Here is an 18,320-nt window from a genome sequence, read left to right on the forward strand (position 1 = left end):
TTACATGCCCTACTTTATACACATTTAACACATAAAACTATTATAGATTGAAGGAAGAGGAGCCACAGCATCGTTGCTGCGACTCCATTTTTATCAGACGACATCAAACCGGTCGGCATCCATCACTTTTACCCAGGCTTTAATGAAATTTCTGACGAACTTTTCCTGGTTGTCATCTTGTGCGTAAACCTCAGCATAAGATCGCAAAATAGAATTCGAACCGAACACTAAGTCAACACGACTAGCCGTCCATTTAAGCTCGTCGCTCTGGCGGTCGCGAACCTCGTAGTGATCTCCGACTGACTTCCAGACATTGTCCATGTCTGTCAGATTAACGAAAAAGTCGTTTGTTAAGGTTCCTGCACGATCCGTGAAAACACCCTTCTCTGACTGTTCGAAATTAGCACCCAGCGCGCGCATTCCGCCGACTAACACGGTCATCTCCGGTGCGGTCAGACCCATCAGTTGAGTACGATCCAACATCAGCTCTTCGGCCGGAACCTGATAGTCTTTCTTCAAATAATTGCGGTAAGCATCATGCAGCGGCTCAAGCACCTCAAAACTCTCTGCATCGGTCATTTCAGCCGTTGCATCGCCCCGACCCGGCGTAAAGGGTACCTTAATGTCAAACCCTGCCTCGCCGGCGGCTTTTTCAACCGCTGCACTACCGCCTAAAACGATCAGGTCGGCAACACTCACCGGTTTATCCAGGCTAGCCTGTAGCTGTTCCAGCTTAGTTAATACCTTTTGCAGTTTTTCAGGCTCATTCCCATGCCAGTTTTTGTGTGGTTCAAGACGGATACGGGCGCCATTGGCACCACCACGGTAATCAGAATTACGAAAAGTGCGGGCACTGTCCCAGGCTGTGGTGATCAGTTCATAAGAACTCAGCCCGCTATTCAGCAGTTTTCCCTTTAACTCATTAATCTCAGTGTCGCTCAGGGTGTAATCAACACTCGGTACGGGATCCTGCCAAATTAAGTCCTCGTCCGGTACATCCGGTCCCAGATAACGGGACTTGGGTCCTAAATCACGATGGGTTAACTTAAACCACGCACGGGCGAACACTTCGGCTAAATAATCGGGGTTTTTATAAAACTTCTCGGAAATTTTGCGATATTCCGGATCTTTAATCATTGCCATATCGGCATCCGTCATGATCGGATTAAGACGGATAGACGGGTCTTCGACGTCGACCGGTTTATCTTCTTCTTTTATGTCAATGGGCTCCCATTGCCAGGCACCTGCAGGACTCTTTTTTAGCTCCCAGTCGTAGGTAAATAACAGATAAAAATATCCGTTATCCCACTGTGTTGGATTAGTTGTCCAGGCACCCTCGATACCACTGGTGACCGTATCTCGGCCTTTGCCTTTGCCACCGCTGTTATGCCAGCCCATACCCTGTTCAGTGACATCTGCTGCTTCAGGCTCGGGACCAAGGTTTTCTTCTTTACCATTACCGTGACATTTGCCGATTGTGTGCCCACCGGCTGTCAGCGCAACGGTTTCTTCATCGTTCATCGCCATACGGGCAAAAGTTTCGCGCACATCTTTTGCTGTCTTCAACGGATCGGGGTTACCGTCAACACCTTCTGGGTTAACGTAAATTAGGCCCATCTGTACGGCAGCCAATGGGTTCTCCAGAGAGTCCCGCTGTTCATCTGACTGATAACGATTTTTTGTTTCAGCTAACCATTCTTTCTCACTACCCCAGTAGATGTCCTCTTCCGGATGCCAGATATCTTCACGGCCACCACCAAAGCCAAAGGATTTAAGGCCCATTGACTCATACGCCATGGTGCCGGCGAGGATAAATAGATCGGCCCAGGACAGCTTATTGCCATATTTTTTCTTGATTGGCCATAACAAGCGCCGTGCTTTATCCAAACTGACGTTGTCGGGCCAGCTATTCAGCGGTGCGAAGCGCTGGTTACCCGTGCCACCGCCGCCACGGCCATCAGTTGTCCGGTAACTGCCTGCTGAGTGCCAGGCCATCCGGATCATCAGCCCACCGTAATGGCCCCAGTCTGCAGGCCACCAGTCCTGGCTGTCAGTCATAAAATCTTTAAGGTCTTGCTTTAACTGCTCGAGATCAATTTTGTTAAATTCTTCGGCATAATTAAAATCTTCATCCATAGGATCGGCTTTACGATCATGCTGGCGAAGAATTTCGAGCTTTAACGAATTTGGCCACCAGTGCGTATTCGACTTACCTTTATTGGTCATACCACCGTGCATGATGGGGCATTTACCTGAACTCATAAATCATCTTCCTTTTGTGTAACACTGTTAAAAATAAAAACAGTTAATGTTTTTCTTATAGACAGGTATAGCAGACTGAGTCGGGTTCAACCAATATACTAAAGCAGTCGCGTTAATAGATTTAAGCGATTAACGGCGATAAGAAAGCAACGGTTTAGGATCGGGTAGTAAACGTCTTTTCTGAGCGGCCAGCAGATAAATAAAGCAGCAAAGCCCGATACCGATGACCAGCGCTCCAACCCATTGAATGCGAATGAACTCGAGACTGAACAAAACGGTTAAACCAATCATTAAGCTGCTGTGAAGCGCAAAATAGCGAGGTTTGCCGAGCCGAACCACAGTTAAATTCAAATTGTCTGAATAAAGGCGGATCAGTGAGTCCAGCGAATTCAAAACAAAGACAACGCCAACAGCCACCATAATTCGGTTAATCCAGCCAGCTGTGTCAACACCCTTGATATGGAATAAATACAACACCGCAAACCATAAACCCAATGATAATGAGGGCCAGATAAGCATGTTGGCAAACAAGGTTATGGTTTTCATCTGACCGACGAAACGCGCGGTAAACTGCCCGATCATAATGCTCCAGGCAAACCACCAGAACAAATAAAATGCATGGTAATCGTTAATCGGCAAAATGAAACGCTGCAGATGGCTGAAATAATCAGTTAGTAACGGTAACGTATTAAAATAATCGGCAACAGCCACATTAGGCTGGTTAACGATGTAAATTCCCAGCCCAATGATAAGGGCTATAAATAAACCACCGGACGAAACACTCAGCACTTTCACGTACTTAAGCTCGGTACTTGAATACACGGCGGCACAAATCGTGGTTATCACCAGACCAGCGAAAAGCCACGGAAACCCTGATTTTGGCGCCAGAGTCGGCAGATACCAGCTTAAATTGGCAAACAGTAAATGAGCCGTAAACGCACAAGTGCCAATAATGACTAAATTGTTTACCCACTTTACCCAGCTGATCTGAAAAAACTTTAATTTAGGTTCCAATGCACAAAAGTAAAAGCAGGTGACAAAATAAATCGCCCAGACCATAAACCCCCAAAAACCAAATTCAATGGCAAGAGGGTTGGCAAACGCATATTCTTGGTTTGCCTCGATATTTTCGTAGACCGGAAACTCGGTCAAAGGAAACATAATCAGGCCTACATCCAGACCCGAGGTAAACAAAATAGCGACAAAAACCAGAGTCGATACCGGAATTTTGCCGGTTAATGTCAGTCGTCCCCAGCGCAGCAGAATCAAGCCCACCATGAGCATGAAAAAAATCATTCCAAGGCCCACTAAAGTCAGCATCAGACTTCCTCAACCGCAGCGCGCCGTGGGGCTTGTTGCCGCTGCCGCTCTTGCCACTGCGGGTCAACAATCACTTGCGCAGCTGCAGGCTCCAGCATTTCTGCTCCTTTAATTAAATCGGCAGCCCGTTCGGCAACCATAATGGTTGGCGCATTCAAGTTGCCGTTGGGGATAGTCGGAAAAACCGATGAATCAACCACCCGCAAATTCTGCAGGCCGCGTACCCGGGCCTGGGCATCAACCACTGCCATCTCATCATCAGCAGCGCCCATCCGGCAAGTTCCGCACGGATGGTAAGCACTCTCCACCGCCTCGCGGACAAAGGCATCGATTTGTTCGTCAGTCTGCACAGCTGCACCGGGTTGAATTTCGGCCCCCCGGTAATCATCCATAGCTGGCTGTGCAATAATTTCCCGGGAGAGTCTGACACACGCTCTGAAGGCCTCGATGTCCTCCTGATCCTGCAAATAATTAAATTGTATTTGCGGTGCCAGCTTAGGGTCGTCAGATTGAACCCGCACCCAACCGCGGCTTTTCGGTTTATTGTGTCCTATGTGCAACTGAAAGCCATGTCCGGCAAAGGCACTGCGGCCATCATAGCGCATTGCTGCCGGTAAAAAATGGTATTGCAAGTCGGGCCAGCGAATGCCTTTTTTTGAGCGGATGAAGCCGCAGGATTCAAAGTGATTCGTTGCACCCAGCCCACTTTTGAACAATATCCAGCGCATGCCGATTGCTAATTTACTTAAAGGTCCCAGTTTGCCGTTTAAACTAAGCGGTTGTTTGCAACGATACTGAAAATAAAACTCGAGGTGGTCCTGCAGGTTTTCACCAACCCCGGGTAATTCGTGTTGCAGCGGAATACTGGCAGCTTGCAGCACCGGCTTAGGACCGATACCGGACAGTTGCAATATATGCGGCGAACCGATCGAACCGGCGCTGAGAATCACTTCCTTGCGGGTTTTTACGGTTTCGGTCTGCCGCCCTTTAAGCAGCACAACGCCAACAGCGCGCTTACCTTCTAACAGTACCCGCTTTACCTGCACACCCGTTCGAACGGTTAAGTTACTGCGCTGCATTGCCGGCCGCAAATAGGCGTTCGCGGTTGACCAGCGGCGACCATTTTTTACGGTCATATGCATGGCTCCAAAGCCTTCCTGGCGAGCACCGTTATAATCATCCGTATGCCAGTAGCCGGCTTGCTGTCCGGCGTCAACAAAGGCTTGATATAATGGGTTTTGCATATTGTTGCCATTATTAACCGCAAGCGGGCCGCCTTGTGCGCGATAACTGTCACTGCCAAAGGCCCAGTCATCGGCTTTTTTAAAATAAGGTAAACAGTGCTGATAGTCCCAGTCTTTTGCCCCCTGCTGCGCCCATTCATCAAAGTCATGAGCGTGTCCACGTACATAAACCATGCCGTTAATTGACGAAGAGCCACCCAAAACTTTACCCCGCGGGCAATGCATGCGGCGGTTATTCAGGTAAGGCTCAGGTTCAGTGTGAAACTGCCAGGCATACTTTTTGGTATTCATCGGTATCGATAAAGCAGTCGGCATCTGGATAAAAATGCTTTTATCTGAGCCTCCGGTTTCCAGCAGTAATACCTGACTTTTTGAATCCTCACTCAGCCGATTCGCCAGCACACAGCCGGCCGAACCGGCACCAACAATAATGTAGTCATAGGCGGCGGCACTCATTAAAAAGGTCCCTCTAAGGTGTCCATGCCAACATAAATTGATTTGGTCTGGGTATAGGATTTCAGTGTTTCAACGCCGTTTTCGCGCCCAATACCTGATTCTTTATAACCACCAACAGGCATTTCGGCCGGCGAATTGCCCCAGGCGTTAATCCAGCAAATACCTGCCTCCAGGCGGGCAATAACACGATGGGCGCGACGAATATCGCTGGTAAAGATACCGGCAGCGAGCCCATAACGTGTGTTATTAGCTCTTTTAATCACATCGTCCTCATCGCTGAACGTTAGCACGGACATTACCGGACCAAAAATCTCTTCCTGCACAATTTTCATATCATCCGTGCAGTCGGTAAAAATTGTTGGCTCGATAAAATTACCGCCTTCAAAGTTTTGCGGTTTTAGTTGTGCGCCGCCACAGGCCAGAGTCGCACCCTCGTCGCTACCATGCTTGATATATTCCAGCACCCGGGCTAAGTGTTGCGCTGAAATCAAGGCGCCCAGATTGGTATCCGGATTCATCGGATCACCGACCACAATGTTGCGCTGTGTCCGTTCCAGCAACTGCTGCATAAATTGTTGGTACACCGATTCATGAACATAAACCCGTGTGCCATTAGTACAGACTTCACCCTGCGTATAAAAGTTAGCCAGCATGGCACCGGTCACCGCTTCGTTAATATCGGCGTCCTCGAAAACAACCAATGGTGACTTGCCGCCCAGCTCCATCGTCACTTGTTTTAGTGTGCCGGCAGCAGCAGCCATGACTTTCTTGCCGGTACCGACCTCGCCGGTGAGAGAGACTTTGGCAACTTCACTGTGTTCAGTCAGATAGTTACCCACTTTGCCATCACCATGCACAACGTTAAAAACGCCCTGCGGCACACCGGCAGCGGTAAATATCTCAGCTAAAAGACAAGCGCCACGTGGCGTTTCTTCCGAAGGTTTAAAAATCATCGCATTGCCGGCAGCCAGTGCAGCTGCCGACTTCCAACAGGCTATTTGTAAAGGATAATTCCAGGCACCAATACCAAAACAAACTCCCAGTGGCTCGTGTCGAGTGTAAAAAAAGTCATTACCAATGGGCTGCTGCGAGCCCATCATTGACTGACTCAGATTGGCAAAATACTCGATAGCGTCAGCGCCTGTCTGCACATCAACTTCTACCGCTTCCTGCCATGGCTTACCGGTGTCCAGTACTTCAATCCGGGCCAGTTCGTCATTACGCTCTCGCAACATCGAAGCCGCTTTTTGTAAAATACGCGCGCGCTCAACTGCCGTCATCGCTGCCCACTGTGCCTGCCCTTGACAAGCGCTGACAATCGCCTGTTCCAGTAAGGCCGGGCTGGCTTCCTCTACCAGGTACAGCGTCTCTCCGGTTGCAGGGTAAATAACGTCAAAAAGGTCAGCGTTACCCTGCTGTTGGTATTTTCCATGAATGTAATTTGAAATCACAGAAGTTGACAAATCGAGCTCCTTTAATTTTACTCTTTACAAAAATAGCTACTGACGAGTCTCAATACCTTGCTCTGTCAGTAGTTTTGTTACAAACGCTTTGCAATAGGCTTTTGCATCATCAAAGCCACGCTCTTGCTGGCGGCTTAACGCACAGCGCAACCAGAAGCCATCAATTAAGGCCGCCGTCATTTGCGCTGCTTCGTGTGCTTGTTGTTTGGGTAACAGTTGTCTAAAACTGTAGCGCAGGTTGGTGAGTAACCGGCGCTTATTGACTTCCTGCAGCCGGGATAATCCCTCGTCATGCATCGACTCCCCCCAAAAACTCAGCCAGGTTTTGGTGCTGGGTAATGACTGCTGAATATCGGCAAAGTTAAGATCAACAATTTTCATTAACCGCAAGACCGGATCTGCTGGTGAGCTTTCCAGTTTAAGCCGTGACAATAAGTACCTGACCGTGGCCTCAATCAATGCCTGTTTGCCACCAAAATAGTGGCTGATAATACCTGATGACAAACCGGCTTTTTTCGCAATTGCGCTAATCGTTGTTGATTTCAGACCAACTTCGGCGACCACATCGATGGTCGCATCGATTAACTGCTGTCTTCTGACAGGATGCATCCCTACCTTGGGCATGAGTACCTCTAATTATCATATGGCTCTAAGGTGGATAAGCGAAATTTATGTTGACTGAAAATTTCGCCATCGACGTCTTTAAGCGATAAAGATACTAAGGGATCCTCTTTTTCCCAATCAATTTCTACCGAGCCATAGTTCACATTGGCGGTATATTGTCCAATTCGATGCTTATTCGGACTAACCTGCTTCCATTCTTGTGTCAGGCCAGAGCTTGTCACTTCCCAAAGCGGATAATCCAGGTTTTCATCGTAGTAGCTAAACTCACCCCAGTGAGTATCTCCGCTGACTAAAATAACGCCATTGACGCGATGCTTTTTAATCAGATCAAACAAGCGTTGACGGTCACCCGGAAAGTTCGCCCACGACTCCCAACCGGTAAAATCTGCCAGCAACTGCAGACTCGATGCAATAATTTTGACCCGTGATGGCTTTTTCAGCTCCTCTTCCAGCCATTGCCATTGTTTTTCACCGAGCATGCTTTTCTGCCGATCATCGTGCTTCACATAAGGACCGAGGTTATTCGGCGCTCGCTCTTCAGCGTACTGCTGCCGCGTGACATGATTTAGATCATCGCGATTCCAGCGTAAATCCGGCAGAATGACGTGAATTTTTTGTTCGCCTTCGCCATACATGGTTGAGGTGTATATGCCATCTTCACGTTGGCGCCGCTCTGAATCTTCGGGTACATCCCAGAAGTCGAGCATAATTTGCCGCGACTGCTCTTTTTTCGGGTAATCTTTGCCGGCATCGTTTTCGCCGTAATCATGATCATCCCAGATGGCCAGCGTCCGAGTTTCCGCAACTAAACGCTGAAAACGCTCCTTAGCCCCTAATTTTTCGTATTTTTCCTTCAATTCCTGCATATTCTCGGTATCACCATAGATATTGTCCCCAAGGAATAAAAAAACCTGTGGGTCATCGGCTATGATGCTATCGAGAATAGGCATGTCTTTGTCTTGGTGCGAGCACGATCCAAAACTAATGTGAGAGATGGTTTCCCCAGCTATCGCTGTCGAGCTGAGCGTCGCCAGGACTGCTGCAAAAAGACTTAACTTGCGCATAAAAGATTCCTTTTCATAAACGTAAAAAAAAGCGGGAGCCGGAAAGCCGGTTCCCGCTTCCAATTTATTTAAAACGTGAACTTAGCGTTTAAAGCTGCAACCCGTGGTGCACCAATCCAGGCTGCGCCCGGAGCAATGGTACCAAGATAGCTTTCATCAAACACATTGTTGATGGTAAAACGGAATTCTACCGATTCAATGCCGCCACCGATATCATAGGCAGTGGTACCAAGGTACAAATCACTGACCGTATAAGAGTCGGTTTTTGCTGTGTTTGCCTGGTCAAGATAACGCTCACCAACGTATTTAGTACTGAACCCGGCAAAGTAGCCTTCCTTACTGTAATCAAAACTTACCGAGGCCATATCATCGGCGCTGGCAATTACCGTATTTCCGGCAAATGCTTTATCGATGTAAGTCGAGTCGTTTTTCGTGTAAGAAACGTAGACGCCCCAGTTTTCAGTCAACTGATAATCCAGTGACGCTTCAATACCGTCGGATTCAACACCGCCGTCATTGACGTAACCGCCGGCTGCGGCTTCTAAGAAGTCAATGCCGTCAACGTCTTCGTTGCTGATAAAAGTGATGCGGTTATCAAAAGAAATATCATAATAGGTTAAGCTGGCGTTCAGACCCGGCGATGAGTAACGCAGACCCAAATCAATGTTTTCTGCCGTTTCGGCTTCAACCTGACTAAGGTCGGTGTCATCACGCTCCAACACACCATCTTTGATGGCGGCAAAGTTTTCTGCGTAGCCACCAAATACTTCCAGACCACGAACAGCCGGAATCGGCGCGACAAAACCCGCTGAAACCAATACATCTGAGTCTGAATTAACATCTAAGTCGTTACTGCTGTCAAACTGGTCGTCTTTAGCCACGTCGACATTAAATTGCTTCAGGCCTAAACGCAGTTTTGCAAACCCGGTATCGATCTCGTTTTCCAGGTAGTACATCAACGTATCAACAGGAAACTCGCGGTCAAACTGGATCCAGTAAGGATTGTTTTCCCAGCGATCACTGGTAGCGGAATCTGTCAGTTTGTGCCAGCTGCGGTACTCTTCGCGCTGATAATCTTCATACCAGAAACCACCGCGCAGGGTATTGTCCATGCCACTGACTGTAGTATCCCAGATAAAGTCACCGTTGATACCATAGCGATCTTTGTTGTAGTTGGTATGTCGGTGAGACGATACAGGAACAGCTCCGGGACCATAGCAATCCGGATCAAAGGCTGCACCGGCACCGCCATAAGGGAAGGTAATCGAACTTTCACAGCCTGCTTCCGGCTGTAATGAGCGGCCTTCGCGGTCAACAAAGTAAATTTGGCCAAGTGGTGAGCCGCCATTTACTGTGGTGCTGGTATCCAGCTCGGAGTGCGGATTACCGGCACCGTCATCAGTTACGTCAACGACATAATAAGGAATCCAGTCGCCGCGGCCCTCATTATGGTGGTAGTACGCATTACCCTTTAATTGCAGGTTGCCGATGTTTGTGGTGCCTTTTAAATAACCAAACATGTTTTCACGGTGAGTCACCCAGCCCTTACGGTAAGCTTGATCCTGGTATGGCACGCCGGTCCAGTTGGGGATTAGGCCGTCCCACTGTTTATTCGACTCATACTGATTGACACCATAAACACGCTGATAGGTATATTCGCGCGCGTCATCGTAAGTAAAGTAACCTTCCAGGTCGATATCGGCGATGCGGCTAACAATCTTACCGGCAAAGTGATCACGTGTATTGGTTGCGACTTCGTCCATCCAGTCGGTGTTTTCCTGGCTGGAAAAACTAACCCAGGCGTAGGTGTCTTTAGCAATTTCACCAGTTTCGTGGCGAACAAAAAATTTCTGTGCGCTGTTTTCGCCTAAGGTCGTGCTAACGACAGTTTGCTGCTCGAAAGACGGGTTGATGGTTTCAAAATTAATGGTACCACCCAGTGCTTCGTGTGAACGGGAAGCAACATCTGAGGTACCCTGAGAAACCTGCACTGTCGCCAGGTTTTCAGAATCGATAAAACGGTTTGCTTTAGTACCACCGCCGTAGTTCGAATTACCGTTGGCGATGCCGTCGATAGTCATACCAATTTGTTGGTGACTTAAGTCAATTTGAAAACCACGCATCGAGATGCTGGTCGACCATTCGTCGGAACCGAAGGGGTCGCCTTCGTTAACCAAAACACCCGGCAGGTTGTCAATCACTGACAACGCACTGGTCATTGGCGTCTGCTGCATTTTCATTTCTTCAGCAGTTGTATTGTTTGCATACGAAACACTGCGTCCAGTTACCTGGATCTGTTCCATACGTTCTTCTTCTGCTTTTTGTTCTTCACTGGATTGCTGCTGATTATCCTGAGCAAGCACAGAGGTGCTTACTGCTGACAGTACTGCAAGCGCCAGAAGGCTCGGTTTCATTGGTGCGTGTAGCTTCATTTCTTTGCGTCCTATGGTTCAAGTGCTAGATGCTATCTAAGACTAACGTGTGAATGTTACAGACGCATGTATGTTAATTGACTGTTCAATTAAAATCAAATTACAGTTTGAAGTCGAACTAATTTCTACGGCATAAACTTATTTTATCGAGCACTGCTGGCAGCGTTCTTTGCCAGTTAATAAGCGTGAAATACGGTTGCGGTGTTTAGCAAAAAATAAGTAAAACTTGTCGGCAAACCAACGAATACCGGGCCAGCGCAGCGGTGCGGTTAACCAGCCCCTGCCTACTTCAGACCAGGCAGCATGGGTAACATCCAGCCCGTAAATCATCTGCCCGTTATCTAGCTGTCCGTGCAGATAATTATTAGCCTCACTGACATCAATGGCCGGAAACCGTTGGTTAAAATCTTCTTCATTAATGTTTTCGAATTGGATCCGGCCGTTACTATCAAGCCGCTTTAAGTGGCGCATTTCCTTCACGCATAAAGGACAGCCACCATCGTAAAAAATAATCACTTAGAGCTCCTGCAATGGATTGTGAACCTTGTTATACGGGTGCGACCCTGACCTGGGTTCATTGGCGGCACTTAACTGTCTTTTCAGGTCACTTAACGTTATGCTAAAAATATTCTGTATTGCCATTAAAAATGAGATGAGCCATGAAAACTATCGGCATTATTGGCGGGATGAGCTGGACTTCCAGCAGCAGTTATTACCGCCGCCTGAATCAACTGATTAACGAGCAGCTGGGCGGCCTGCACAGTGCCGAACTGATCCTGGTCAGTGTTGATTTTGCGGTCATTGAAGAGCTACAACAACAAAATGACTGGCAGGCCGCCGGCGAGCACCTTGCACTGGCGGCCCGGCAACTGGAAAAAGCAGGCGCCGAAGCCATTGTTATTGCGACGAATACTATGCATAAAGTGGCGGACCACATTGAGAGGGCCGTCGACCTGCCGTTAATCCATATTGTCGATGCATTAGCCAAAACGCTGCAGCAAAACGCCGTTAAAACAGCAGGACTTTTGGGGACACGCTTCACTATGCAGCAGGAGTTTTACAAAAAGCGGCTGCAGCAAAATAAAATTCAGGTCGTTATACCCAAAGAAGAGGCCATTGAACGTGTCGACCGCATTATATTTAGTGAGCTCTGTCAGGGGCAGTTTACTCCGTCGGCAAAGCACTATTATCTACAGGTTGTTGATGAGCTCTCTGCCCGGGGTGCTGAAGCCATTATTCTTGGCTGCACCGAAATTGGACTGCTGATCAGCCAAAAAGACAGCGCCCTGCCTTTGTTTGACACCACCGAAGTCCACTGCCAGGCGATTGTCGACTGGATGTTAAACCAGAGTTAAGGTGCTGCCGCTGGCGTGACGCTGCACGTCTATTCGACGACTGATGCGCTGTTTTAGCTCACTAACATGGGAAATAATGCCAATACTGCGGCCACTGGCCCGTAGGTTAGCTAACACATCAATGGCCAGATCCAGAGCTTCGCCGTCGAGACTACCAAAACCCTCGTCAATAAATAAAGTATCCAGCTGTATACCGCCGGCATAGCTTTGCACTATATTTGATAAACCCAGTGCCAGCGCCAGCGCCGCCATAAAACTCTCGCCTCCTGATAGCGTATTAACTTCCCGCCGCATGCCGGTATAGCTGTCTTCAATCTGCAATTCCAGACCACCGTGCTGACGCTTATCGCCAACGCTTTCGCTGCGTAACAAAATATAACGCCCACTACTCATTTGTTCGAGTCGTAAGCTGGCCTCTCGTAAAACATCGTCCAGTAACACTGCCAACACGAAGCGATGCAGACTAATGCGGCGGTCGTTATTGCCGGTCAGGCTTTCTGCCAGCTCACCTATGACTTTGTATTGATGAATTAAATCGCTGGACTGAGTTTGCCGTCTGCGATAACTGTGCAGTAAATCCTGCAGCGCCGTTTGCTGTTTTTCTTTTAATAACCAGTGTTCATGAGCGTGGGCCTGTGCTGTTTCTGCTGCCGCCAGCTGCTCTCTCAGAGTTACCAGATCCGGTCGGGTTTGCTGGCCTATACTTTGTTTAACCTGAGTCACAGCGCTGATATTTTCGTACTGCTGGCGTTGATGACTCTGAATTTGTTCGCGTATCGCAAAAGCTTGCGGCTGTTCCAGTAAGGCCTGCTCAAACGCCTGTCTATCAGCAAAAGGCGAATCATCAAGCTGCTGTTGCCAGTTATGCTGACACTGCTGATAATGCAGGGTTTCGCGCTGCTGTTCCTGCTCGTGGGCCTGTTGTTGGGCTTGCGCCTGCTGATAATTCTGCTGCGCCTGCCGATAGTGCTCTTCGGCTTGCTGTAGCTGCAGCTTTAACTGCTCGATGACCTGCTGATTAGCCTTTTGCCGAGCGGCCAGGTCGCTGCCAGACTGTTTACTCAGCTGACCATCAGGATCCAGTTGTTCAAGTCGCCCATTGATACCGGCCAGCGCACTTTGGTACTGATTGATAACCTGCTGCCGTTGATCAATCTGTTGCTGGACTTGTTGTTGCTGCTGCCGGAACTCCGTCAGGGACTGCTGCAGCGTCTGAGCCTGCTGCAGCTGCAGTTTTTGCCTATCGGCCTGCCCTTGCACTGCCCTGATACGGTCATTGATCATCTGTTCCGGTTGGTTCGCCAGTTCACCAAGCTGGTCGCTCAGTTGCTCAGCCTGCTCGCTCAGGCTATCCAGCTTTTGACAAGCTACCTGCAGTTGCTGATCAGCCTGCTGAACCGCGGTTAGTGCCTGATTCTGTTGTTGTTCTACCTGCTCCAGCTGCTGCTCACTAACCAACTGTTCAGGTGCAACGCCCGCTGCTGGCTGCGGATGTTCATGGCTGCCACAAACAGGACAGGGTTGTCCCGATGACAACTGCTGTGCCAGCCATTGCGCCTGCTGTTGATGCCAGCGCAGACGTAACTCTGCCAGTTGCTTCTTTGCCTGCTGCAGCTGTTGTTGCTTGTCAGCAACCGGTTGTTGAAGGGACGCTACCTTTTGGCGCTGCTGTGTCAACTGTTCGTTTAACTGAGTTAACTGCTGTCGCTGCTGTAACTGACTTTGCAGCCGCGCCTGCAGCAACTCGGTATTTTCATGTTGCTGTATCTGCGCCTGCAGATTTATTAATTCTTGTTCGCTGTTACGGTACTGGTTTTTTAGTTCTGCTAACTGCTCTTTATCATTGGCCTGGCATGCCTGCTCCTCATCACAGCTGTTATGTCGTTCTTTTCGCTGCTCAATCAGCTCCGATACCTGCGCCAACTTGTCAGCCTGCCGAACCAGCCGCCGTTGTAGCTCTTCAGCATCCTGAATTTTTTCCTGATGCTGCGCTACTTGTTGCTGGTTCTGCTGCGCCTGCTCTAATTGCTCTGCTGACTCATCCACTTGCTTCAGGCTTTGCTGCAGCCTTTGCTTACGCTGTTGCAACGCTGTACTCGCCTGTTTTAATGTCCGCCATACCGGCTCTATTTGCTGTGCCTGTTGATGATTATCCAATTGCCCAGCCAGCAAATCTATCGATGCTTGTCGGGCTGCTAATTTTTCTGATTCAGCACTTAACTGCTGCAACTGGACAAATTGCTTTTCCAGGGCATCAGCCCGGCTTTGCTCAGTCAAAGCTTTGTTCTTTTCCTGCACTGCCTGCTGATAACTTTGCTCAGCCTGTTTTACTTCCGGGCTTAGTTCTGACAGAGCCTGTTCGACCTGACCGGACTCACTAAACCCCTTGTCCTCTAATAACGCCTGCAGGCTGGTCTGCAACTGCCGATACTGCTGATTAATACGCTTGGCTTTCTCATTAACGGCCTCTTCCACCTGCTTAAACTGTCCCGTTTGAAACAAGCTGGATAGAATCTTCTCACGCTGCTCTGATTTGGCCACCAGCAGCTGACGGAATTGGCCCTGCGGCAAAATCACTACCTGTCGGAACTGTTCGTGGCTAAGGCCAATAAGCTGTTTAACAAAGTCCGTGGTATCAGCAATACGACCGCTGGAAAGCAGTTTAAGAGGCCACCCGGTCGGATCAGTATCACTCGCTGTAATGTTCTCAACTTGGTACAGGGTGGCAGCCGGCGGGCGATCCACTAAACGGGCGTCACCGCGTTTTGCCTGAGTGCTTTGTTTGGGACTGCGATCGATACGGTAGGTTTTTTTACCCAGCGAAAAAATAAAAGAAACCTCAGTAGCAAGATCCGCAGCAGCCTGCTGGCAGCGCATCGACTCACCGCTGCGATCCCCGGTAGTTCTGCCGTATAAAGCAAAACAAAGAGCATCCAGTAAGGTGGTTTTACCCGCGCCCGTTGGTCCGTTGATTAAAAATAACGGATTATCGCCTAGCTCGAGAAAGTTGACTGTCTGTTGTCCGGCAAAAGGCCCGAATGCGGTCATTGATAAGTAAATGGCTTTCATCAACTGTCCTGCTGGTTACGATTTAAATCCTGCAACACGTCATTGAGCAGACTACGCTGTTCAGCTGATAGCCCATCACCAATCACGTCCTGATAAAAATCATCAATTATATCCAGCGGTTCCCTCGCCAGCTGTTCGCGACTGCGCACAGCCTCAGAGCTTTGTCGCTGAGTACTTAGTTTCGTTAAGTCCAGTACATTGGGATAAACCGTCCGTAACCGTGCCAGCGGATCCAATATTGCCTGCTGGTCGGTTAATTTAATTTGCAGGTAATCATCGCTGTTGGGATCATCGACGGCTGCCGCCAGTAGCTGGTCAAAGTTACCTTCCAGAACCCGGACATCGCGCAATGGTGATAATGGCAGCAACTGGTGGCTGACGTTTTGTTCAGTATCAAAGCTTACTAAGGTAACCGATTTTTTCTGTGTCACTTCAGAGAAACTGTACTTTAGCGGCGAGCCACTGTAGCGGATGTTCTGCTGTCCTTTATATTGAGCCTGATGCAGATGCCCTAGCGCGGTGTAAGCAAAATCGCGGAATAAATCGGCGCTGACCCGATCCGCCCCCCCAATACTTAGCGGCCGTTCCGAATCACTCTCGCTACCGCCGTCGATAAAACTGTGACTGATCACTACATGACAGCACTCCTCACTGTAGTGCTCGTGCATGTGTTTTTTCAACTGCCCGGTAACATATTCCTGAGCGCTCTGGTGATCAGATACCTTTACGCCAAAAAAATCTCGCACCTGTTCCGGGTCGCAGTACGGAATTCCCCATAGCACTAACTCTCCGGCATTAGTCGCTAGCTGCACCGGCTTAAACAGCTGTTCAAATGAGGTGAATAAGTGCAAACCGCTGGTTTTTAGTAAATTAGCAGCGAAGCCGAGGCGATCTGCGCCATCGTGGTTACCGGATATCATGATCACCGGCACCTTAACATCTTCAATCAGAGTATTGAGGGTTTTATTCAGCAAATTAACAGCGTCAGCCGCAGGCAAAGCACGGTCATAAATGTCGCCGGCAACCACCACCGCATCCACTGCATAATCTTTCGCATAGGCAATGATCTGGTCAAGCACATAAGCCTGATCTTCAAGCAAAGAACGTTGGTTAAAAATCCGGCCCAGATGCCAGTCAGAGGTGTGTAACAGCTTCATCGTCGGACGCCCCGCCATGCTTTAATTATAGTTTGCAGAATAACACGAATCGCACATTGCCAACGTCGTTAACAAAAGCAAAATACTTCCTTTTATTTTAAGACTATCTTATAATTCGCAAATTGTTGGAATTGTTGTTAACAATAGTCGTAATACCCCTGCACCCATCGTGGTTATTGACCACCTTACCGCATTTGGCTACAAAAAACTCCAGCATCATTATAGTAAGCATATAAGCCGTGCCAACCAAAGCGCGAATCAACGGCTATGCCGGCGATGATGGAGAGTTGAATGAAAAAAAATCTGCCTGTGACTGGTGTCAATTATGACTTTCCCAGTGATTCGAATATCCTTTCCACAACCAACTTAAAAGGTCAAATCACCTATATAAACAAAGATTTTATTCAGGTTAGCGGATTCAGCGAAGAAGAGCTGATCGGCGAACACCATAATATGGTCCGCCACCCGGATATGCCTCCTGCTGTTTTCAAAATGTTCTGGTCCGATTTAAAAGCTGAAAAATCCTGGATGGGCATTGTTAAAAATCGCCGCAAAAATGGCGACCATTATTGGGTTGATGCCTACGCGACACCCATTCAAAAAAATGGTCAGGTGGAGGAATATCAGTCAGTCCGCCGTAAAGCAAAAAAAATCTTTATTGAGCGGGCCGAGAAGCTTTACGAGAAAATCAACCAGGGTAAGAGCCATCCCGAAACCCGCGATGATTTACCCTTATCACAAAAAGTGTCTCTGGCCGTGGTATTACCGGCTCTGCTGCCGGTAATAGCCTACTTTTTAACCGATTCAAGACTGGCCTTGCTGCTGTCCTGCATACTGGCCACTTTACTGACTGTCGGCGGCGTACTGTGGAGTCTGGCACCCCTTAAACAGGCAATTAAACAAGCCCATGACATTACCGATGATAAGGCCGCACGGTATGTTTATACCGGGCGTTCTGATGAAGCGGGCTGGGTTATGCTGGCTTTTAAAAAGCTTGAATCGGAAAATGCTGCCCTAATCGGCCGGATTAATGACATGTCCAATACGCTTTCTGACAATGCCCGCAGCCTTAGTAGTGCCGTATCTCAGTCAGAAACCGGCACCATGCAACAGTTTGAGCAGACCGAACGCGTAGCAACTGCGGTTGATGAGATGTCAATGAGCATTAAGAGCGTTGCTGAAAATGCCCGGGAAACCTCTTCTGCCTCATCCAGTGGTTATGAAAAAGCACAGAACGGCAAGGCGGTTGTTGATGAAAACTCTCACTCGGTGGCAAGCCTGAAAGAGCAAATCAGTGAGGCGGCTGAAGTTATTAATGAGGTGTCAAAAAGCAGTACCAATATTGAAAAAATACTGGATGTCATCCTCGGTATTGCTGATCAGACCAACCTACTGGCTCTGAATGCGGCTATCGAGGCCGCGCGAGCCGGCGAGACCGGCCGCGGCTTTGCCGTTGTGGCGGACGAAGTGCGCTCACTCGCTAACCGAACTCAGGAATCGACTAAAGAAATCCGGCAGGTTATTGAACAGTTACAAAGCGGTGTGCGTCAGGCCGTCACGGCCATGGAACAAGGCGAGCAGATGGCTGCTGACAGCGTCAGCAAAAGCCAGCAAACCGCTGAAAACCTGGAAGAAATTGTCGCCGCAATAACAACAATTTCGACTATGAGCGATCAAATTGCGCAGGCCGTTAATGAGCAAAGTAGCGTTGCCCATGATATCAGCGAAAACATTACCGCGATTAAGTCGAACGCCGAACAAAATCTGGACGCGGTAAGACAAAGTAGCGAGGCAACGGAAAAAACGGTTAACATCACTCGCAGGCTGGATCAATTAACCACGCAATTCTGGGATAAGCAGCAGGGTAGTTAAAC

12 protein-coding genes are annotated in these 18,320 nt (G+C 48.7%); 2 read left to right on the forward strand and 10 right to left on the reverse strand.

The genetic code is table 11. The features are described from left to right. Positions 1-93: 93 nt before the first annotated feature. The 8 genes from katG to LG288_RS06610 all read right to left on the reverse strand — a co-directional run bounded on the left by katG (position 94) and on the right by LG288_RS06610 (position 11,336). Positions 94-2,262, reverse strand: coding sequence for a catalase/peroxidase HPI (gene katG, locus LG288_RS06575; protein ID WP_404399327.1), 2,169 nt, complete (start codon positions 2,260-2,262; stop codon positions 94-96). Between the two features lie 129 nt (positions 2,263-2,391). Beyond that, positions 2,392-3,582 carry a BCCT family transporter gene (locus LG288_RS06580; protein ID WP_404399328.1) on the reverse strand — a complete coding sequence of 397 codons (1,191 nt, stop codon included), beginning with the start codon at positions 3,580-3,582 and terminating at the stop codon, positions 2,392-2,394. Continuing rightward, entirely contained in the window at positions 3,582-5,282 is a 1,701-nt protein-coding gene (betA, locus tag LG288_RS06585) for a choline dehydrogenase (protein ID WP_404399329.1), read from the reverse strand. Before betA ends, LG288_RS06580 begins: the two co-directional genes overlap by 1 nt. Next, positions 5,282-6,745 carry a betaine-aldehyde dehydrogenase gene (betB, locus tag LG288_RS06590; protein ID WP_404399330.1) on the reverse strand — a complete coding sequence of 488 codons (1,464 nt, stop codon included), beginning with the start codon at positions 6,743-6,745 and terminating at the stop codon, positions 5,282-5,284. Before betB ends, betA begins: the two co-directional genes overlap by 1 nt. A 36-nt stretch (positions 6,746-6,781) precedes the next feature. Then, the gene (gene betI, locus LG288_RS06595) at positions 6,782-7,369 is read right to left on the reverse strand and encodes a transcriptional regulator BetI (RefSeq protein ID WP_404399331.1); all 588 of its coding nucleotides are present in this window, start codon (positions 7,367-7,369) and stop codon (positions 6,782-6,784) included. 8 nt (positions 7,370-7,377) lie between these two features. Then, positions 7,378-8,433 (reverse strand): alkaline phosphatase D family protein, encoded by a 1,056-nt coding sequence (locus LG288_RS06600; protein ID WP_404399332.1) that lies wholly within the window; start codon positions 8,431-8,433, stop codon positions 7,378-7,380. Between the two features lie 68 nt (positions 8,434-8,501). Next, complete coding sequence (locus tag LG288_RS06605; protein WP_404399333.1) at positions 8,502-10,865, reverse strand: TonB-dependent receptor; 2,364 nt, start codon at positions 10,863-10,865, stop codon at positions 8,502-8,504. Between the two features lie 138 nt (positions 10,866-11,003). After that, on the reverse strand, positions 11,004-11,336 hold the full coding sequence (locus tag LG288_RS06610) for a thiol-disulfide oxidoreductase DCC family protein (protein WP_404403052.1): 333 nt from the start codon (positions 11,334-11,336) through the stop codon (positions 11,004-11,006). Between the two features lie 188 nt (positions 11,337-11,524). Between LG288_RS06610 and LG288_RS06615 the strand changes: the two genes are divergently transcribed. Beyond that, positions 11,525-12,220 (forward strand): aspartate/glutamate racemase family protein, encoded by a 696-nt coding sequence (locus LG288_RS06615; protein ID WP_404399334.1) that lies wholly within the window; start codon positions 11,525-11,527, stop codon positions 12,218-12,220. On the opposite strand, the gene LG288_RS06620 is transcribed toward LG288_RS06615, so the two are convergent. Continuing rightward, positions 12,206-15,289 (reverse strand): AAA family ATPase, encoded by a 3,084-nt coding sequence (locus LG288_RS06620; protein WP_404399335.1) that lies wholly within the window; start codon positions 15,287-15,289, stop codon positions 12,206-12,208. The genes LG288_RS06615 and LG288_RS06620 overlap by 15 nt on opposite strands. Further along, complete coding sequence (locus LG288_RS06625) at positions 15,289-16,446, reverse strand: exonuclease SbcCD subunit D (RefSeq protein ID WP_404399337.1); 1,158 nt, start codon at positions 16,444-16,446, stop codon at positions 15,289-15,291. The genes LG288_RS06620 and LG288_RS06625 overlap by 1 nt, the downstream gene beginning before the upstream one ends. A 291-nt stretch (positions 16,447-16,737) precedes the next feature. Between LG288_RS06625 and LG288_RS06630 the strand changes: the two genes are divergently transcribed. Then, positions 16,738-18,318: a methyl-accepting chemotaxis protein gene (locus LG288_RS06630; protein ID WP_404399338.1), complete on the forward strand. Its 1,581-nt coding sequence runs from the start codon at positions 16,738-16,740 to the stop codon at positions 18,316-18,318. Positions 18,319-18,320 lie beyond the last annotated feature (2 nt).

The organism is Idiomarina seosinensis, assembly GCF_044797955.1.
In the GTDB taxonomy this organism is placed as follows: domain Bacteria; phylum Pseudomonadota; class Gammaproteobacteria; order Enterobacterales; family Alteromonadaceae; genus Idiomarina; species Idiomarina seosinensis_A.

Excerpts from the sequence above, each read along its gene's own strand:
- LG288_RS06600 (WP_404399332.1), bottom strand. The coding sequence starts at position 8,433 with ATGCGCAAGTTAAGTCTTTTTGCAGCAGTCCTGGCGACGCTCAGCTCG.
- LG288_RS06615 (WP_404399334.1), top strand. The coding sequence starts at position 11,525 with ATGAAAACTATCGGCATTATTGGCGGGATGAGCTGGACTTCCAGCAGC.
- betA (WP_404399329.1), bottom strand. The coding sequence starts at position 5,282 with ATGAGTGCCGCCGCCTATGACTACATTATTGTTGGTGCCGGTTCGGCC.
- betI (WP_404399331.1), bottom strand. The coding sequence starts at position 7,369 with ATGCCCAAGGTAGGGATGCATCCTGTCAGAAGACAGCAGTTAATCGAT.
- LG288_RS06605 (WP_404399333.1), bottom strand. The coding sequence starts at position 10,865 with ATGAAGCTACACGCACCAATGAAACCGAGCCTTCTGGCGCTTGCAGTA.
- katG (WP_404399327.1), bottom strand. The coding sequence starts at position 2,262 with ATGAGTTCAGGTAAATGCCCCATCATGCACGGTGGTATGACCAATAAA.
- LG288_RS06630 (WP_404399338.1), top strand. The coding sequence starts at position 16,738 with ATGAAAAAAAATCTGCCTGTGACTGGTGTCAATTATGACTTTCCCAGT.
- LG288_RS06625 (WP_404399337.1), bottom strand. The coding sequence starts at position 16,446 with ATGAAGCTGTTACACACCTCTGACTGGCATCTGGGCCGGATTTTTAAC.
- LG288_RS06620 (WP_404399335.1), bottom strand. The coding sequence starts at position 15,289 with ATGAAAGCCATTTACTTATCAATGACCGCATTCGGGCCTTTTGCCGGA.
- LG288_RS06610 (WP_404403052.1), bottom strand. The coding sequence starts at position 11,336 with ATGCGCCACTTAAAGCGGCTTGATAGTAACGGCCGGATCCAATTCGAA.
- LG288_RS06580 (WP_404399328.1), bottom strand. The coding sequence starts at position 3,582 with ATGCTGACTTTAGTGGGCCTTGGAATGATTTTTTTCATGCTCATGGTG.